Origin of the sequence: Pseudomonas sp. GZD-222 (assembly GCF_049310525.1) — a bacterium.
Classification (GTDB): Bacteria; Pseudomonadota; Gammaproteobacteria; order Pseudomonadales; family Pseudomonadaceae; genus Aquipseudomonas.
On record NZ_JBMOWO010000116.1, the window covers coordinates 19,603 to 34,854 of the forward strand.

Sequence of the window (15,252 nt, forward strand, 5' to 3'; positions counted from 1 at the left end):
CGGGCACAGGCTCACTTGCCGCCTAGCGGATTGAAGGAGGTGGTGTATGGCGATGACGCCGCAGGAGCGCGACGAGCGCCGCCGCAAGAAGGCTGCTCTGCTGGGCGAACAAGATCTGCGACTGAAGGTCACCGCCTCGCACGCCAGCCAGCTTGCTGACCTGATGGCTTGGGCCGAGATCGAGGAAAGCGGTGAGGCCCTGACCCTGCTGATACACCAGGTTCAGGCCATCGGCCGTGATCGCTTCCTTCTGTTCTCCTCTGGCGCCCAGCAGAAAATCGGCAGCGAGACGGTGCAGCCAATCAATCGCACCGAGATCCGCCTGATGGCGCGGCGCGGGACTATCAATGCCCTGGACGAAATCGGCGCCTGGGTCGGTTCGGCGGACCGCAGCTTCGCAGTACGTCTGCTGATAGAGCGCGCCCATGCCTTGGGGCCGATTCAGGGCCTCATATTGCTGAGCCCGCCTCCGCGCCACAAATACATGATTCCGGTTTCCGTGGCGCGCAGCCTCGACAGGTTCCGCGTCAGCCGCGAACTGCGAACGCCAGGCCTGATGCTTGGCGACGACCCGGACGACACAGGCCTGCTGTTGCTCGCCGACCTGGCCTGACCAATCCAACTACACCATGCCGCATCCGGCCACGGAGGGCGGCGCATGCATGGAGAAAGCCATGAGCGATACCGAAGCCAGCCCAAGCCTGGCAACCGGCCACCCGATGACCACTGACACTTGGTCGGACTTCGTCACCCGCCTTCGCCACCACTGCAACGGCCAGGGCGTGAAGTGGCACCACACTGCATGCGCGCTGTTTACCGTGCAGAAGAAGTGCATCGACTACGGCTATGACCATGACTACGCCGAGGGGCTGGTGGTGTGCCTGGAAGACAGCAGCTGGTTCAGCCCTGAGGAATACTGGGCAGATCTCGACGAGGGCGAGCAGGAAGAGCTCAATCGGGTGGCTCAGGCCAGAAACGAGTGCGATTTTCTGGAGCTTGATACTGATGACCAATGGGAAGTTCTGGGCGAACTCGACGACCACACGGTCACTGGCTGGAATAAGCGCTGGGAAATCGTGAACAGCCACTTCACCAAGGAAGCGGCCGAAGCGTTCATTCGCCGCAAGCAGCACGACTATCCAGAGCTGCGGGTATACGTCGAGTCTCAGTACTACGCCTGGGAGTTCGAAGCGATCAAGGCCGCCATCCTCGACGGCACGCTGACCTACCAGCCAAAGCCTGCAACTGACGACACCGCTGCCGCCTGACCCTCCGGCGCTGCCCGCCAGCGCCCGGACCGCCCTCACCTGACGCGCGGTGCGTCCTCACCCAAGCCCAGGCCTGATCTGTACCGGGCAATGGCAATGATCTGTCGCAGACAGATGACCACCTCAAGCTTCTGCTTGTCGCTTGGAAGACCAAGAAGTTTCAGCATTCTCTCGGCCTCTTCCTCTATTGCCGCAAGAGCATCTGTATCGCTTTGCAAGGTCATGGCGTGCTCCGGTCAGGTTGCATTGGGCATTAATTGATACCCCTCTTTTATGAATCACGCCACCCCGGCGAGGCTGGTGGCTGCCTGGAGATAACCATGAGCACATTCGCAGTCTTCGGCATGACCGCCGACGTAGCGCTGGCTGAGGCCAGGAAGATCACCAAGACGACAAAGGCAGGCGGCAAGGTGGGGGGGGGTAGCCCTCGAGCTAACGCTTGCTGAGTGGAGTGAAGCCGTTGCCGAGTGCGCCGCCAAGATCATGGCCGGCGAGAAAGTGAAGCAGCTCAGCCAGATGTTTGACGCGCCGCAGTACGCCCAGCAGTTCATGGAGCTCGCGAGAAAGACAGGCGAGTGACGCGATCTGCGCATCAGAGCCAAGTGCGAAAAAACCGACGCCAAAGGCAAACCGGTGATAAACCAGAAGACCAAGATGCCGAAGGTTGGGTGGGTTGAATACACTCCTGTAGTGACTGCACAAGTGGCCTAGACCACGATCTATTGCATAGTGGGCCTAGGTAACTTGGACGGCTCCATGCGCAATCCGGTCATTAATGCAAACCAGTTTTCAGCGAACTGCATGGCCGCATCTTCAGCTTCTTGCGTATCTCGCCACGGGCCTGCGATATCACCCACGCGGTAGTATTTCCCGTGATCGTCCATCACCGTTACGCGCATTTTTGATGGCTGCTCGTCTCCCAGGTGGTCGCGCAAGTATCCGACTAACGCCTTCTTCCCTGAGATTATGTGCGTAAAAATAAACGCTGGCTTTATGGCTGAGTGCATCATAAATCCTCCGTTCAGCAGTATTGCTGAGACATCCACAGATAGACCTATATGCCCACACATACTAGGGCCTCCCATCGGTAATAGCAGCGCACACATATCACTGCAGCCGTAAGACGCTCCCCTGGCAAGACCTTAAGCCCGAAAAGTGCCTAGCTTCCCTCAAACAACTTTCCGACAAGCCGTGAAGGTATCCCCATGCCCACAGAAAACCGCTCCAGCAACGCCGAACAGATGGTGAGCCTGCCGCTCGACCTCGTCGAACTGGCCTTAGCGCATCTGCCAAGTGACAGCGTGGCAGGGTTCGATCTGCGCGAACTCCTCACCCAGCCAGCCGCCCAATACCAGGGCGAACCAGCATCCTGGTCAACAGACAAGCCAGAAGCACCCGGAGCCTACTGGATTCGAGGATTCAATCTCAGCGGTGAATTCAATGAGGCGGCCTTGGTTCAGGTGTCTCGTGACGAGGACGCCAACTGCCTAATGGTGAATCTCCATCAGTCGACCACGGAAAGCGACACCGGCTGCTGGTATGAGGTCGATGATATCAACGCCAAGTTCGAATGGAGCGGTCCGCTCTACCTGCACCCACCAACCGCAGACGGCGCCAGCCCCGAGCAGATGACAACCCAAGGCGCCGACGGCTACCGGAACGGGATCAAGGCAGCAGCCGAGCTTGCCGCAGACTACCCAGAATTGGCCCAGGCAATCCGCGCATTGCCGCTGCCGCAGTAGCTTTTGGCAGAGGAGTACATTTGTACTCCATGCAGTAGCGTGGAATGATCAGACATTCAGTGCACGTAGTGGTGACCGGACGGCCTTCTGCTCAGCTATCCGCCGGGCCGTCTCTACACCCCAGGCAAGGGCGCGGCTCATCGATTCGTTTGGCCTTGAATCGTAGGCCTCCTCGTAAATAGCCATCCCACTTGTGCTGTACACGCCTATGAACAGCTGAGTTGCTCCGGTGCGCGACAACCTCACCTGAACGTCGATGGTCCTACCGTCCGCGAATGCCTCTTCATGGCTTCGAGAATGAAGAGCTGGATCAGCCCATCCCCAATATTTACCGCCTCTGGTTCGCATTTTGATTTCCTCTGTATCCCTTAAGTAAGGCACACAAAACTTTAGTGCGACGCACCATTGGGCAGCTGCCCTGAACCATTTGGCTATGAAGCGGTATCCCATCCCCTCTATTGAACAGCCGCTATATGGCGGCTTTGGAGAAGTCATGCCTGAAGCGAAGGAACGCCCGATCCTATTCAACGGGCCGATGATCAACGCTGTGCTGGATGGAGTGAAGACAGTCACCAGGCGCGCACTCAGCGCTCGATCACTCAAGGAAATCGGATACGGCGTCCAGCTGGGCGAATGTCATGAGCTGCCGGCCGATGGCCAGGTGCACCCGAACAGCGCCAACTACTACGCCGAGCTTTGCCCTTTCGGTCTACCAGGCGACCGCCTGTGGGTGCGCGAAACCTTTGCACTCCTCGGTAACGAGGATGGCGTCTGCGTCGACTGGAATGACCAGGTGCAGAAAGGAGACGAGCGCCGGGCTGCGAGAATCTACAGGGCAAGCTGCAGCGTCGGAGATTATGGCCTGTGGCAGATTCCTGACCAGGCCGACTGGAAGCCGGATACCAAAAACCTGCAGTACGAAGGCACTTGGCGGCCGAGCATCCACATGCCGCGCTGGGCCAGTCGCATCTTGCTGGAGATCACCAGCGTGCGCGTTGAACTGCTGCAGCACATCACCATCGGACAGATCTGCAAGGAGGGTCTCGCCCGCTCGATGTACGAATTCAAGCCGGTGACCCAGGCCTTCGATGCATTCGCGGAGCTGTGGAATTCCACGGGCGGTGATTGGGACGCTAACCCGTGGGTGTGGGTAGTCGAGTTCAAACGGGTCATGGCACCGGCCATGGGCTGCAACTATCAGGGACGCCACTTCGGTGCTTCTTACCCGGATGCGCAGTGCGTGGACGGTTTCCTGTGGGATGAAGACAGCTGCGACGAGCCAGGCGGCCCGCTGCTGCATGGCGGCGACATACCCTGCCCGCAATGCAACACCGAGGCACATGCATCCTACTTGAGCGAGGGGTGCCAGCCATGATCCTCCTACCCATCGTCGCCCCGCTCTACATGGCCTGGATGATCTGGAAGGGGCCGAGGCCGTGAGTGCAATCGCCAAAGTTCTCGACCCATGCAGCGCCAGCCGCATGATGTGGTTCGACAAGCAGGACCAGCGAGCCTTGTTCGGCGACATCCGCGACGAAGAGCACCTGCTGTGCGACGGGCGAGTATTGAAGGTTGAGCCGGACGTGCTGATGGACTTTCGGCAACTGCCGTTTGAGGGCGCGACCTTTCGTCTGGTTGTGTTCGACCCGCCACACCTGACGCGTGCCGGCGTCGACAGCTGGATGCGCGCCAAATACGGCGTGCTCACTTCAGACTGGCGAGACGACATCCGCCGCGGCTTCGCTGAATGCTTCCGTGTGCTGGAGCCAGAGGGGATCCTGATATTCAAATGGGCCGAGACCCATGTGCTTGTCAGCGAGCTGCTTGCCCTGACCGACGAAAAGCCACTGTTTGGCCACAAGTCTGGAAAGCGCGAGAAGACGCACTGGATCACCTTCATGAAACGTAGATAGAGCCGCTCAGGCAGGTTTACGTCGGTCTTTGACCAAAGACAACTAGTCGGTCTTTAACCCGAGACAACTACCTGAGCGACTGAACTCATTATGTCGCGCACCTTGAGCGGCGTCTGTAGGAAAACCCTGACTTACTCACCCAACAACTCAAGCCTGCCGGTAGGCGGGCAAGGATGAGCTATGCCTGAAATCACCTGCCACCAGGGCCACACCATGCGGGTCAGCACGGATCAGTGGGTTGAAACACTGACCCTGGACCAGATGCGCTATGCCCGCGACAAGATGGCCGAGAAGATTAAGGCCGCCGAGGCCCAGCCCAAGTGCTGCGTGTGGCGGGTATGTCGTGGCGGCCTGGCTGAGGAGAACTACCGCGAGGAGGACTTCGAAAAGGCTGCCGACCACCTGCTGCGCATCTTCAAAAAGCATTTCGCCGAAGAGGCAAAGGCGTTTGTCGAGCACCACTACGGCACCCTGCGCTTCGAGCGTGAGATCCCGCACATTTCAGTCGAGCTGGTCAGCCAGTTCGAATACGACACCGAGTGGTTCCCGGCCAAGGCCTAACCCCTCCCCACCTCTGCCGCCATGCGCGGCGTGGAGACATGCATTCATGGCAAACGCAACTGCTGCCAAGGTTTCCGCCATCGCGCCGCGGTTCATCCGATTCGGCGATGCGCCTGGCTATCTCGGCATGTGCCGGGACGAATTCAACAAAACCGTCAGGCCACACGTTCAGGAATTCCCGATTGGGAAACAGGGTGTTGCCTTCGATCGGCTGGAGCTGGATGAGTGGGCGGACGCCTACGTCGCGGCGAAGTCGATTGAAAAAGCCTCAGTTCAGGACAACAATCGGCCCCGCAGCGAGCGCCGAGGAGAAACTACATGGCGCGAAAAACGATCACCGGCCTCTACGAGAAAGGCGGTGTCTGGCAAATCGACAAAGTCTACAAAGGGGAGCGAATTCGAGAGAGCACTGGAACTGGTGACCGGGAAGAGGCAGAACAATACCTGATCCACAAGCTGGAGAAGCTGCGCCAGCAGAAGGTATACGGCGTTCGGCAGATCAGGATCTGGGAGGAAGCCGCGACGCGGTATCTCTTGGAATCCAAGGATCAACCCTCCATCCACCTGACGGCGCTGTGCATGAAGCAGCTGCACCCATACCTGGGCCATCTGCCGCTGACACACATCGATGACCAGGCGCTAGAGCCCTTCATCAAGGATCGGCAGACGGAAAAAATCCGGGAAGACGGAACTGTCGAGAAAGCGGTCAGCAACCGGACGATCAACATTGCGATCGAGCGCGCAGTAAGGGTTCTAACCCTATGCGCTCGGAAGTGGCGGGATGATGACCGGCGCCCGTGGCTGGATAGCGTGCCGATGCTGAAGAAGCTCGAGGAAAAGAAGTCGAGTCGAAAGCCCTATCCGATGTCATGGGAGGAGCAGTCGATTTTGTTCAACGAGCTGCCCGGGCACCTGCAAACAATGGCCTTGTTCAAGGTGAACACGGGCTGTCGCGAGCAGGAGGTATGCAAACTGCGATGGGATTGGGAGATTTCGGTGCCGGAACTTGGGACCAGTGTATTCCTGATCCCCGCTGACTTCGGCGGGAGGCACGCCCGGTCGGGCGTAAAGAATGGCGACGAGCGCCTGGTGGTATTGAACAGCGTGGCCAAGTCGATCATTGAGAAGCAGCGCGGTATCAGCCGGGAGTGGGTTTTCCCCTACAACGGTACCGCGATGCACCGGATGAACGACTCAGCCTGGAAAAAGGCGCGGGTGAGAGCGGCGAAACTCTGGCAGGAGGAAAACCTTCGCCCCGCTCACCCTGGATATGCCTCGATCAGGATTCACGACTTGAAGCACACCTTCGGTCGCCGACTGCGCGCGGCGGGTGTTACTGAAGAGGATCGGAAGTCACTGCTAGGGCACAAGAACGGCAGCATCACCAGTCACTACTCCGGCGCCGAGCTGGGCAAGCTGATTGAGGCTGCGAACATGGTATCAACAACGGACTCGCGTGGGCCGGTGCTGACGATATTGAAGAGGAAGATCGGATGATGTCCCGAAAAAGTCCCCACACGCAGAAATGAAAAAGCCACCCTGAGGTGGCTAAGTCATTGGGATTATTGGTCGGGACGGAGTGATTCGAACACTCGACCCCTTGCACCCCATGCAAGTGCGCTACCGGGCTGCGCTACGCCCCGACTGGGCTTGAAGCATGTTCCCCTAGTTACTGAGAACGTTGAAGAATGTACCCTAACCTTTTGAATTTTGGAAGCATTTTTTCCAAAATTCCCGGCCCGATACGGGCTACTTCTTCAGCACCACCAACACATCTTCCAACTCGACAATCATCTGCCGGATCAGCTGTTTGTACTGGGTGGTGTCGTCCTTGGCTTCATCGCCAGAGAGGCGCAAACGCGCCCCGCCGATGGTGAAGCCCTGGTCGTACAGCAGCGCGCGGATCTGGCGGATCATCAGCACGTCCTGGCGCTGATAGTACCGCCGGTTACCGCGGCGCTTCACCGGGTTGAGTTGCGGGAATTCCTGCTCCCAGTAGCGGAGCACGTGCGGTTTTACCGCACAAAGCTCGCTCACTTCACCAATGGTGAAGTAGCGTTTGCCTGGAATCGGCGGAAGCTCGTCGTTATGACTTGGTTCCAGCATAGGCCTCAACTCGGGCTTTCAACTTCTGCCCTGGACGAAAGGTGACGACTCGACGCGCCGTGATCGGGATCTCTTCCCCGGTCTTGGGGTTGCGGCCCGGCCGCTGGCGTTTGTCACGCAGGTCAAAATTGCCGAATCCGGACAATTTGACCTGCTCGTTGTCTTCCAGAGCGTGCCTGATTTCCTCAAAGAACAGTTCAACCAATTCCTTGGCTTCACGTTTGTTCAGGCCCAGCTCCTCGTACAGCCGTTCGGCCATCTCAGCTTTCGTCAGAGCACCCATACGCTATTTCCTTAACGTGGTGTTCAACCTTTGTTCGAGCGAGGTGAGGATGTTTTGTGTCGCGGTATTCACCTCTTCATCATTAAGAGTGCGCGACGGATGCTGCCAGGTCAAGCCTACGGCGAGGCTTTTTCTATCAGGATCAATGCCTTTACCCTGATAAACATCAAACAGCCTGAGGTCCGTGAGCCATTCGCCTGCATTGTCACGAATTACTTCAAGCACCGAGCTCGAAGCAACATCACGTCCTGCCACCAAGGCCAGGTCACGACGCACTTCCGGGAACTTCGACAGTTCGCTGAACTTCGGCAGGCGGCCATCGGTCACTTCACCCAGGACCAGCTCAAAGACGAACACCGGACGATCCAGGCCGAGGGTCTTCGACAGCTCTGGGTGGATGGCACCCAGGTAGCCGACTTCGCGACCGTTACGCTCGATGCGTGCGGTCTGGCCCGGGTGCAGCGCCGGGTGTTTGCCCGGTACGAAGCTGAACTCGGCGAGCGAGCCGGAGAAGCCCAGCACCGCTTCTACGTCGGCTTTCACGTCGAAGAAGTCGATGGTGTCACGGCCGTTGGCCCAACCTTCCGGCAGGCGGCTGCCGCAGACGACACCGGCGAGCATTGGCTCTTGCTTGAGGTCGCCCAGCTGGCCGACGAAGCGCAGGCCGCTTTCGAACATGCGTACGCGGTCTTGCTGACGGTTGAGGTTGTGCTGCAACGACTTGACCAGGCCCGGCCACAGGGAGGCACGCATGGCCGCCATGTCGCTGGAGATCGGGTTGGCCAGCAGCAGCGGCTCGACGCCAGGGGTGAACAGCTCGAACAGTTTCGGGTCGATGAAGCTGTAGGTGATCGCTTCCTGATAGCCACGGGCAACCAGCAGACGGCGCAGGGCCGGCAGTTCGCCACGGGCTTCGGCCTTGGCCTGCGGGGCCAGGCGCGCTTGCGGGTAGCGCACTGGCAGGCGGTTGTAGCCGTAGAGGCGGGCCAGTTCTTCGATCAGGTCGACTTCCAGGCTGATGTCGAAGCGATGGCTTGGGACTTCGACCTGCCACTGGCCTTCGCCAGCGGTAGTTTTCAGGCCCAGGCCGTTGAGCAGTTGCTCGACTTCGCTGCTGGCCATTTCCATGCCCAGCATCTGGGTCAGGCGCTCGGCACGCAGGGTGACCGGAGCAACCTTCGGCAGGTGCGCTTCGCTGGTGACGTCAATCACAGGGCCGGCTTCGCCGCCGACGATGTCCAGCAGCAGGCCAGTGGCGCGCTCGATGGCTTCGCGGGCCAGCTGCGAGTCGACGCCACGCTCGTAGCGGTGCGAGGCATCGGTGTGCAGGCCGTAGGAACGGGCCTTGCCAGCAACCGAAATCGGCTCGAAGAAGGCGCTTTCGAGGAAGATGTCGCGAGTGGTGGCGGAAACACCGCTGTGCTCGCCACCCATGACGCCGGCGATGGCCAGGGCGCGGGAGTGGTCGGCGATGACCAGGGTGTCGCTACGCAGCGCCACTTCCTGACCGTCGAGCAGAACGAGTTTCTCGCCCTCCTCGGCCATGCGCACGCGGATGCCGCCGTTGATTTCGGCGAGGTCGAAGGCGTGCATCGGCTGGCCCAGTTCGAGCATCACGTAGTTGGTGATGTCGACGGCAGCGTCGATGCTGCGCACGTCGGAACGGCGCAGGCGCTCGACCATCCACAGCGGGGTCGGACGCGACAGGTCGACGTTACGGATAACGCGGCCCAGGTAGCGTGGGCAGGCTGCTGGAGCCAGCACTTCAACCGGACGCACTTCGTCGTGGGCGGCAGCAACGGCTGGCACGGCCTGACGGGTCACCGGTACGTCGTACAAGGCACCGACGTCACGCGCCAGACCTGCAACCGACAGGCAGTCGCCACGGTTCGGGGTCAGGCCGATTTCGATGCTGGCATCGTCCAGGTCCAGGTACACGCGAATGTCTTCGCCAACCGGGGCGTCGGCCGCCAGCTCCAGCAGGCCGTCGTTCTCTTCGCTGATCTGCAGCTCGGCCGCCGAGCACAGCATGCCGTTGGACTCAACGCCACGCAGCTTGGCTTTCTTGATCTTGAAGTCGCCTGGCAGTTCGGCGCCGATCATGGCGAACGGGATCTTCAGGCCAGGGCGCACGTTTGGCGCGCCGCACACTACCTGGAAGGTCTCGCTGCCGTTGCTGACCTGGCACACGCGCAGTTTGTCGGCGTCGGGGTGTTGTTCGGTGCTCAGCACCTCACCGACGACGATGCCGCTGAACTGACCGGCAGCCGGGGTGACGCTGTCGACTTCAAGGCCGGCCATCGAAAGACGGGCAACCAGCTCGTCTCGGGATACCTGCGGGTTGACCCAACCGCGCAGCCATTTTTCACTGAATTTCATCCTGCTCTCCTGAAAGATTCGTTACGGGTGCGCGACCTAGCGAAATTGCGCAAGGAACCGCAAGTCGTTGTCGAAGAACAGGCGCAAATCGTTGACGCCGTAACGCAGCATGGCCAGGCGCTCGGCGCCCATGCCGAAGGCAAAGCCCTGGAACTCTTCAGGGTCGATGCCAGACATGCGCAGCACGTTCGGGTGAACCATGCCGCAACCCATGACTTCCAGCCAGCCGGTCTGCTTGCACACGCGGCAGCCTTTGCCGGAGCAGATCACGCACTGGATGTCGACTTCAGCCGATGGCTCGGTGAAGGGGAAGAAGGACGGACGGAAGCGAACCGCCAGTTCCTTTTCGAAGAACACCCGCAGGAATTCTTCGATGGTGCCTTTGAGGTCGGCAAAATTGATATCGCGATCGATCAACAGGCCTTCGACCTGGTGGAACATCGGCGAGTGGGTCAGGTCCGAGTCGCAGCGGTATACGCGGCCCGGGCAGACAATGCGGATTGGCGGCTGGCTGGACTCCATGGTCCGCACCTGCACCGGCGAGGTGTGGGTACGCAGCAGCATGTTGGCATTGAAATAGAAGGTGTCATGCATTGCCCGGGCCGGATGGTGGCCGGGAATGTTGAGGGCTTCGAAGTTGTGGTAGTCGTCTTCAACCTCAGGGCCTTCGGCGATGCCGTAGCCGATGTGGGTGAAGAACTGCTCGATGCGCTCCAGGGTGCGGGTGATCGGATGCAGACCACCGGAGGTCTGGCCACGGCCCGGCAGGGTCACATCAATGCACTCGGCGGCCAGACGGGCGCTGAGCTCGGCTTCTTCGAAGGCCGCTTTGCGCGCGTTGAGCACCTCGGTGACGCGTTCCTTGGCGTCGTTGATCAGCGCGCCAACTTTTGGCCGCTCTTCGGCAGGCATATTGCCCAAGGTCTTCATCACCTGGGTCAGTTCGCCTTTCTTGCCAAGGAATTGAACCCGGATCTGTTCCAGGGCATTGATGTCTTCAGCGCGTTCCACGGCCTCCAGGGCTTGGGAGACCAGCGCGTCCAGGTTTTCCATGTACAGACTCCAGATACAAAATAGGGGAAGAGCGCAGGCTCTTCCCCTATTAAGACGTTAACACCTGGCGCCGGAAATGACGCCGGGTGATTGTCGGGGTACTTAAGCCAGCGAGGCTTTAGCTTTCTCGACAATCGCAGCAAACGCCGCTTTTTCGTTCACTGCCAGATCAGCCAGAACCTTACGGTCGATTTCGATCGACGCTTTTTTCAGGCCAGCGATCAGGCGGCTGTAGGACAGACCGTTGATACGCGCACCAGCGTTGATACGAGCGATCCACAGAGCGCGGAACTGACGTTTTTTCTGACGACGGTCGCGGTAGGCGTATTGGCCTGCCTTGATGACCGCTTGCTTGGCAACACGGAATACGCGCGAGCGTGCGCCGTAGTAACCTTTAGCCAGTTTCAGAATTTTCTTGTGACGCTTACGAGCGATGACGCCACGCTTTACACGAGCCATGAGTAACTTCCTCTATCTAGAACCAAAAATTAACGAAGGCGCAGCATGCGCTCGACTTTTGCAACGTCCGACGCGTGCAGCAGGCTGCTACCGCGAAGTTGACGCTTACGCTTGGTCGACATTTTGGTCAGGATGTGGCTCTTGAAAGCGTGCTTGTGCTTGATGCCGTTAGCAGTTTTCAAAAAACGCTTGGCTGCACCGCTTTTGGTTTTCATTTTTGGCATGTTCGGATACTCCGCATTCAGTTGATAAACATAACCGCAAGGCCTGCCGTGCCCTGGTGGTTATTTCTTTTTCTTGGGGGCGATGACCATCAAAAGCTGGCGTCCTTCCATCTTCGGATGCTGTTCGACGGTCCCGTATTCGGCGAGATCAGCTTCGATCCGCTTCAACAGTTCCATACCCAGCTCCTGGTGGGCCATCTCACGACCACGGAATCTCAGAGAGATCTTGGTCTTGTCCCCATCACTAAGGAAACGTACCAGGTTGCGTAGTTTTACCTGGTAATCCCCTTCCTCCGTCCCTGGACGAAACTTGATTTCTTTGATCTGGATGATCTTCTGGTTTTTCTTCGCTGCGGCCTGTTGCTTCTTCTTTTCGAACAGGCTTTTGCCGTAGTCCATGACTTTGCAGACAGGAGGTACGGCATCGGCAGAGATTTCTACCAGGTCCAGCTTTGCTTCTTCAGCGATACGAAGCGCTTCATCAATCGAGACGATGCCCAACTGCTCGCCGTCAACGCCAATTAACCGAACCTCGCGTGCCGAGATATTCTCGTTGATCGGGGCCTTCGGTGCAGCTCGTTTGTCTTGTCTCATATCACGCTTAATAGTAATTACTCCGAATCTTGGCGACCACGCCGGGAAACCGCTTGCGCGAGCAAGTCCGCGAACTGGGCGACGGGCATGGAGCCCAGGTCTGCACCTTCACGGGTACGCACAGCGACAGTTTGCGTTTCGACTTCCCGATCCCCGATAACCAGGAGATAAGGAACCTTGAGCAAGGTATGCTCGCGGATCTTAAAGCCAATTTTCTCATTTCTCAAGTCGGACTTGGCACGGAAACCGCTTTCGGCCAGAGTTTTTTCCACTTGCTGAGCAAATTCAGCCTGTTTGTCGGTGATATTCATGACCACCGCCTGGGTTGGCGCAAGCCAGGCCGGGAACGCACCTTCGTAGTGCTCGATGAGAATTCCGACGAAACGCTCGAACGAACCGAGGATGGCGCGGTGCAGCATCACTGGATGCTTGCGGCCGTTGTCTTCGGAGACGAATTCTGCACCCAGACGGATCGGCAGGTTGAAGTCGAGCTGCAGGGTACCACACTGCCAGACGCGACCCAGACAATCCTTGAGCGAGAACTCGATCTTCGGACCGTAGAAGGCGCCCTCGCCCGGCTGCAGGTCGTATGGCAGGCCGGCGCTGTCCAGCGCGGCAGCCAGTGCGGCTTCGGCGCGATCCCACAGCTCATCGGAGCCCACGCGCTTCTCAGGACGGGTGGACAGCTTCATCACCACGTCGGTAAAGCCGAAGTCGGCGTAGACGTCCATGGTCAGCTTGATGAATGCAGCAGATTCGGACTGCATCTGTTCTTCGGTGCAGAAGATGTGCGCGTCGTCCTGAACAAAGCCACGCACACGCATGATCCCGTGCAGGGCACCGGACGGCTCGTTACGGTGGCAGGCACCGAACTCGGCCAGACGCAGCGGCAGCTCGCGGTAGCTCTTCAGACCCTGGTTGAACACCTGCACGTGGCAAGGGCAGTTCATGGGCTTGATGGCGTAGTCGCGGTTTTCCGACTGAGTGGTGAACATGTTGTCGGCGTAGTTGGCCCAGTGGCCAGACTTTTCCCACAGCGAACGGTCAACAACCTGCGGAGTCTTGATCTCCTGGTAGCCGTTCTCGCGCTGAACCTTGCGCATGTACTGTTCCAGTACCTGGTACAGGGTCCAGCCGTTCGGGTGCCAGAACACCATGCCCGGCGCTTCTTCCTGGAGGTGGAACAGGCCCAGGCGCTTGCCGATTTTACGGTGATCGCGTTTTTCCGCTTCTTCGATGCGCTGAATGTAGGCAGCCAGCTGCTTCTTGTCGGCCCAGGCGGTGCCGTAGACGCGCTGCAGTTGCTCGTTCTTGGCATCGCCGCGCCAGTAGGCGCCGGACAGCTTGGTCAGCTTGAACGATTTCAGGAAACGGGTGTTCGGCACGTGCGGACCGCGGCACATGTCGACGTATTCTTCGTGGTAGTACAGGCCCATGGCCTGTTCATCCGGCATGTCTTCGACCAGGCGCAGCTTGTAGTCTTCGCCACGGGCCTTGAACACTTCGATCACCTCGGCGCGCGGGGTGACCTTCTTGATGACGTCGTAATCGGTGTCGATCAGCTGCTGCATGCGCTGCTCGATGGCAGCCATGTCTTCAGGCGTGAAAGGACGCTCGTAGGCGATGTCGTAATAGAAGCCTTCGTCGATGACCGGACCGATGACCATTTTCGCGGTCGGGTACAGTTGCTTGACCGCGTGGCCGACCAGGTGGGCGCACGAGTGACGGATAATCTCCAGCCCCTCTTCGTCCTTGGGCGTGATGATTTGCAGTTTGGCGTCGTGTTCGATCAGGTCGCAGGCGTCGACCAGTTTGCCGTCGACTTTACCGGCAACGGTGGCCTTGGCCAGACCGGCACCAATGGATGCGGCGACTTCGGCTACGGATACAGCCTTGTCGAAGGAACGTTGACTGCCATCGGGAAGAGTAATAATGGGCATGGCGCCTCCTCTCCTAGTGGTGACCCCTACCAAAGGTCACGTGGGTTGGGATGAGCCAGTACGCGATCCGCCCCTGTCTTTGCACAAGCAAAGCCTGCCTCACAGTGGCAGAAGCCCGAAAGCCTGCCAGGGAACGAACCAGAGTGACTGGAGTAAAACAAACAAAGGATTCGGGGCGGCAAAAGGCCGAACATCCCGAGCCAGACATGCTAGCACAAAGCTTTTGCGCGATTGGCCGGAGATTGACCGCCCAGGCAGAAATATTAGCTATTTACGCCGAAACGGTGAACTTGAACGGATTTTTTCCGCTCAGAGTTTCTGAAGCAACCTACTCTTGTGAGACTCGACCCCAAGGAGTGTTTGGCTATGCGACTTCAGTCTTTTCTGGCCCTGGCGGCGGCTTCTGCCCTTTTACTGCCGCTGGGCGCCAATGCCGGCAAACTGCCTGCCGACTACCAGGCGTCCTGCGTGGCTCAGGCGCAGAAGCAGCAAGGCGTGACCAAGGACAAAGCCGAAGCGCACTGCAGCTGCGCCGGGAAGGTGCTGGAAAAAAGCCTCACCGATGAGCAGATCAAAGACCTGGATACCTTGCAGGATGGCGTAAATGCGACGGTAATGGAGCAAGCGCGAAAAGATGTCGCAGCGGCCTGCAGCCCGAAAAAATAGGCCTTTGGCCGAGTAATCCATCGCTAATTTGCTCCAGATCAGCAATCTGCGAAGGTAAAAGGGG

The 15,252-nt window shown here is 58.9% G+C and carries 20 protein-coding genes and 1 tRNA gene; 9 read left to right on the plus strand and 12 right to left on the minus strand.

Annotated elements, in window-relative coordinates; all coding sequences use genetic code 11:
* Positions 1 to 46 precede the first annotated feature (46 nt).
* Both ACO6VD_RS22070 and ACO6VD_RS22075 read left to right on the plus strand, forming a co-directional pair.
* On the plus strand, positions 47 to 613 hold the full coding sequence (locus tag ACO6VD_RS22070) for a hypothetical protein (protein ID WP_422422133.1): 567 nt from the start codon (positions 47 to 49) through the stop codon (positions 611 to 613).
* A gap of 61 nt (positions 614 to 674) precedes the next feature.
* On the plus strand, positions 675 to 1,268 hold the full coding sequence (locus ACO6VD_RS22075) for a hypothetical protein (protein WP_422422135.1): 594 nt from the start codon (positions 675 to 677) through the stop codon (positions 1,266 to 1,268).
* 35 nt (positions 1,269 to 1,303) lie between these two features.
* On the opposite strand, the gene ACO6VD_RS22080 is transcribed toward ACO6VD_RS22075, so the two are convergent.
* Positions 1,304 to 1,492 carry a hypothetical protein gene (locus tag ACO6VD_RS22080; protein WP_422422137.1) on the minus strand — a complete coding sequence of 63 codons (189 nt, stop codon included), beginning with the start codon at positions 1,490 to 1,492 and terminating at the stop codon, positions 1,304 to 1,306.
* 495 nt (positions 1,493 to 1,987) lie between these two features.
* The gene (locus ACO6VD_RS22085) at positions 1,988 to 2,278 is read right to left on the minus strand and encodes a hypothetical protein (protein WP_422422138.1); all 291 of its coding nucleotides are present in this window, start codon (positions 2,276 to 2,278) and stop codon (positions 1,988 to 1,990) included.
* A 195-nt stretch (positions 2,279 to 2,473) separates the two neighbouring features.
* On the opposite strand from ACO6VD_RS22085, the gene ACO6VD_RS22090 reads away from it, so the two are divergent.
* Positions 2,474 to 3,010, plus strand: coding sequence for a hypothetical protein (locus ACO6VD_RS22090; protein WP_422422140.1), 537 nt, complete (start codon positions 2,474 to 2,476; stop codon positions 3,008 to 3,010).
* A 48-nt stretch (positions 3,011 to 3,058) separates the two neighbouring features.
* Here ACO6VD_RS22090 and ACO6VD_RS22095 read toward each other — a convergent pair whose 3' ends face one another.
* On the minus strand, positions 3,059 to 3,358 hold the full coding sequence (locus tag ACO6VD_RS22095) for a hypothetical protein (RefSeq protein WP_422422141.1): 300 nt from the start codon (positions 3,356 to 3,358) through the stop codon (positions 3,059 to 3,061).
* A gap of 145 nt (positions 3,359 to 3,503) precedes the next feature.
* On the opposite strand from ACO6VD_RS22095, the gene ACO6VD_RS22100 reads away from it, so the two are divergent.
* The 5 genes from ACO6VD_RS22100 to ACO6VD_RS22120 all read left to right on the plus strand — a co-directional run bounded on the left by ACO6VD_RS22100 (position 3,504) and on the right by ACO6VD_RS22120 (position 6,981).
* The gene (locus tag ACO6VD_RS22100; RefSeq protein ID WP_422422143.1) at positions 3,504 to 4,385 is read left to right on the plus strand and encodes a morphogenetic protein; all 882 of its coding nucleotides are present in this window, start codon (positions 3,504 to 3,506) and stop codon (positions 4,383 to 4,385) included.
* Between the two features lie 61 nt (positions 4,386 to 4,446).
* The gene (locus tag ACO6VD_RS22105; protein ID WP_422422145.1) at positions 4,447 to 4,923 is read left to right on the plus strand and encodes a class I SAM-dependent methyltransferase; all 477 of its coding nucleotides are present in this window, start codon (positions 4,447 to 4,449) and stop codon (positions 4,921 to 4,923) included.
* Between the two features lie 180 nt (positions 4,924 to 5,103).
* Positions 5,104 to 5,484, plus strand: coding sequence for a hypothetical protein (locus tag ACO6VD_RS22110; RefSeq protein ID WP_422422147.1), 381 nt, complete (start codon positions 5,104 to 5,106; stop codon positions 5,482 to 5,484).
* A gap of 46 nt (positions 5,485 to 5,530) precedes the next feature.
* Complete coding sequence (locus ACO6VD_RS22115; protein WP_422422149.1) at positions 5,531 to 5,932, plus strand: hypothetical protein; 402 nt, start codon at positions 5,531 to 5,533, stop codon at positions 5,930 to 5,932.
* Positions 5,854 to 6,981: a tyrosine-type recombinase/integrase gene (locus ACO6VD_RS22120; RefSeq protein ID WP_422422206.1), complete on the plus strand. Its 1,128-nt coding sequence runs from the start codon at positions 5,854 to 5,856 to the stop codon at positions 6,979 to 6,981. The genes ACO6VD_RS22115 and ACO6VD_RS22120 overlap by 79 nt, the downstream gene beginning before the upstream one ends.
* Before the next feature lie 69 nt (positions 6,982 to 7,050).
* Here ACO6VD_RS22120 and ACO6VD_RS22125 read toward each other — a convergent pair.
* From ACO6VD_RS22125 to thrS, 9 genes are all read right to left on the minus strand, one after another.
* Positions 7,051 to 7,127, minus strand: a tRNA-Pro gene (locus tag ACO6VD_RS22125).
* Positions 7,128 to 7,233: 106 nt separating this feature from the next.
* Positions 7,234 to 7,590 carry a MerR family transcriptional regulator gene (locus tag ACO6VD_RS22130; protein ID WP_010222411.1) on the minus strand — a complete coding sequence of 119 codons (357 nt, stop codon included), beginning with the start codon at positions 7,588 to 7,590 and terminating at the stop codon, positions 7,234 to 7,236.
* Positions 7,571 to 7,873, minus strand: a complete 303-nt coding sequence (gene ihfA / locus ACO6VD_RS22135) for an integration host factor subunit alpha (RefSeq protein ID WP_002553164.1) — start codon at positions 7,871 to 7,873, stop codon at positions 7,571 to 7,573. Before ihfA ends, ACO6VD_RS22130 begins: the two co-directional genes overlap by 20 nt.
* 3 nt (positions 7,874 to 7,876) lie before the next feature.
* The gene (gene pheT / locus ACO6VD_RS22140) at positions 7,877 to 10,252 is read right to left on the minus strand and encodes a phenylalanine--tRNA ligase subunit beta (RefSeq protein ID WP_422422152.1); all 2,376 of its coding nucleotides are present in this window, start codon (positions 10,250 to 10,252) and stop codon (positions 7,877 to 7,879) included.
* A 36-nt stretch (positions 10,253 to 10,288) separates the two neighbouring features.
* Positions 10,289 to 11,305, minus strand: coding sequence for a phenylalanine--tRNA ligase subunit alpha (pheS, locus tag ACO6VD_RS22145; protein WP_038609632.1), 1,017 nt, complete (start codon positions 11,303 to 11,305; stop codon positions 10,289 to 10,291).
* A gap of 102 nt (positions 11,306 to 11,407) precedes the next feature.
* Positions 11,408 to 11,764, minus strand: coding sequence for a 50S ribosomal protein L20 (gene rplT, locus ACO6VD_RS22150; RefSeq protein ID WP_010222414.1), 357 nt, complete (start codon positions 11,762 to 11,764; stop codon positions 11,408 to 11,410).
* A gap of 29 nt (positions 11,765 to 11,793) precedes the next feature.
* Positions 11,794 to 11,988 carry a 50S ribosomal protein L35 gene (gene rpmI / locus ACO6VD_RS22155; protein WP_027620572.1) on the minus strand — a complete coding sequence of 65 codons (195 nt, stop codon included), beginning with the start codon at positions 11,986 to 11,988 and terminating at the stop codon, positions 11,794 to 11,796.
* Positions 11,989 to 12,048: 60 nt separating this feature from the next.
* Positions 12,049 to 12,600, minus strand: a complete 552-nt coding sequence (gene infC, locus ACO6VD_RS22160; protein ID WP_400172384.1) for a translation initiation factor IF-3 — start codon at positions 12,598 to 12,600, stop codon at positions 12,049 to 12,051.
* Positions 12,600 to 14,522, minus strand: coding sequence for a threonine--tRNA ligase (thrS, locus tag ACO6VD_RS22165; RefSeq protein WP_400172347.1), 1,923 nt, complete (start codon positions 14,520 to 14,522; stop codon positions 12,600 to 12,602). The genes infC and thrS overlap by 1 nt, the downstream gene beginning before the upstream one ends.
* 366 nt (positions 14,523 to 14,888) lie before the next feature.
* Between thrS and ACO6VD_RS22170 the strand changes: the two genes are divergently transcribed.
* On the plus strand, positions 14,889 to 15,188 hold the full coding sequence (locus ACO6VD_RS22170) for a hypothetical protein (protein ID WP_422422154.1): 300 nt from the start codon (positions 14,889 to 14,891) through the stop codon (positions 15,186 to 15,188).
* Positions 15,189 to 15,252 lie beyond the last annotated feature (64 nt).

Excerpts from the sequence above, each read along its gene's own strand:
- ACO6VD_RS22085 (WP_422422138.1), bottom strand. The coding sequence starts at position 2,278 with ATGATGCACTCAGCCATAAAGCCAGCGTTTATTTTTACGCACATAATC.
- rplT (WP_010222414.1), bottom strand. The coding sequence starts at position 11,764 with ATGGCTCGTGTAAAGCGTGGCGTCATCGCTCGTAAGCGTCACAAGAAA.
- ACO6VD_RS22080 (WP_422422137.1), bottom strand. The coding sequence starts at position 1,492 with ATGACCTTGCAAAGCGATACAGATGCTCTTGCGGCAATAGAGGAAGAG.
- ACO6VD_RS22075 (WP_422422135.1), top strand. The coding sequence starts at position 675 with ATGAGCGATACCGAAGCCAGCCCAAGCCTGGCAACCGGCCACCCGATG.
- rpmI (WP_027620572.1), bottom strand. The coding sequence starts at position 11,988 with ATGCCAAAAATGAAAACCAAAAGCGGTGCAGCCAAGCGTTTTTTGAAA.
- ACO6VD_RS22170 (WP_422422154.1), top strand. The coding sequence starts at position 14,889 with ATGCGACTTCAGTCTTTTCTGGCCCTGGCGGCGGCTTCTGCCCTTTTA.
- ACO6VD_RS22100 (WP_422422143.1), top strand. The coding sequence starts at position 3,504 with ATGCCTGAAGCGAAGGAACGCCCGATCCTATTCAACGGGCCGATGATC.
- ACO6VD_RS22095 (WP_422422141.1), bottom strand. The coding sequence starts at position 3,358 with ATGCGAACCAGAGGCGGTAAATATTGGGGATGGGCTGATCCAGCTCTT.
- ACO6VD_RS22090 (WP_422422140.1), top strand. The coding sequence starts at position 2,474 with ATGCCCACAGAAAACCGCTCCAGCAACGCCGAACAGATGGTGAGCCTG.
- ihfA (WP_002553164.1), bottom strand. The coding sequence starts at position 7,873 with ATGGGTGCTCTGACGAAAGCTGAGATGGCCGAACGGCTGTACGAGGAG.
- ACO6VD_RS22110 (WP_422422147.1), top strand. The coding sequence starts at position 5,104 with ATGCCTGAAATCACCTGCCACCAGGGCCACACCATGCGGGTCAGCACG.
- ACO6VD_RS22130 (WP_010222411.1), bottom strand. The coding sequence starts at position 7,590 with ATGCTGGAACCAAGTCATAACGACGAGCTTCCGCCGATTCCAGGCAAA.
- pheT (WP_422422152.1), bottom strand. The coding sequence starts at position 10,252 with ATGAAATTCAGTGAAAAATGGCTGCGCGGTTGGGTCAACCCGCAGGTA.
- pheS (WP_038609632.1), bottom strand. The coding sequence starts at position 11,305 with ATGGAAAACCTGGACGCGCTGGTCTCCCAAGCCCTGGAGGCCGTGGAA.
- thrS (WP_400172347.1), bottom strand. The coding sequence starts at position 14,522 with ATGCCCATTATTACTCTTCCCGATGGCAGTCAACGTTCCTTCGACAAG.
- ACO6VD_RS22070 (WP_422422133.1), top strand. The coding sequence starts at position 47 with ATGGCGATGACGCCGCAGGAGCGCGACGAGCGCCGCCGCAAGAAGGCT.
- ACO6VD_RS22115 (WP_422422149.1), top strand. The coding sequence starts at position 5,531 with ATGGCAAACGCAACTGCTGCCAAGGTTTCCGCCATCGCGCCGCGGTTC.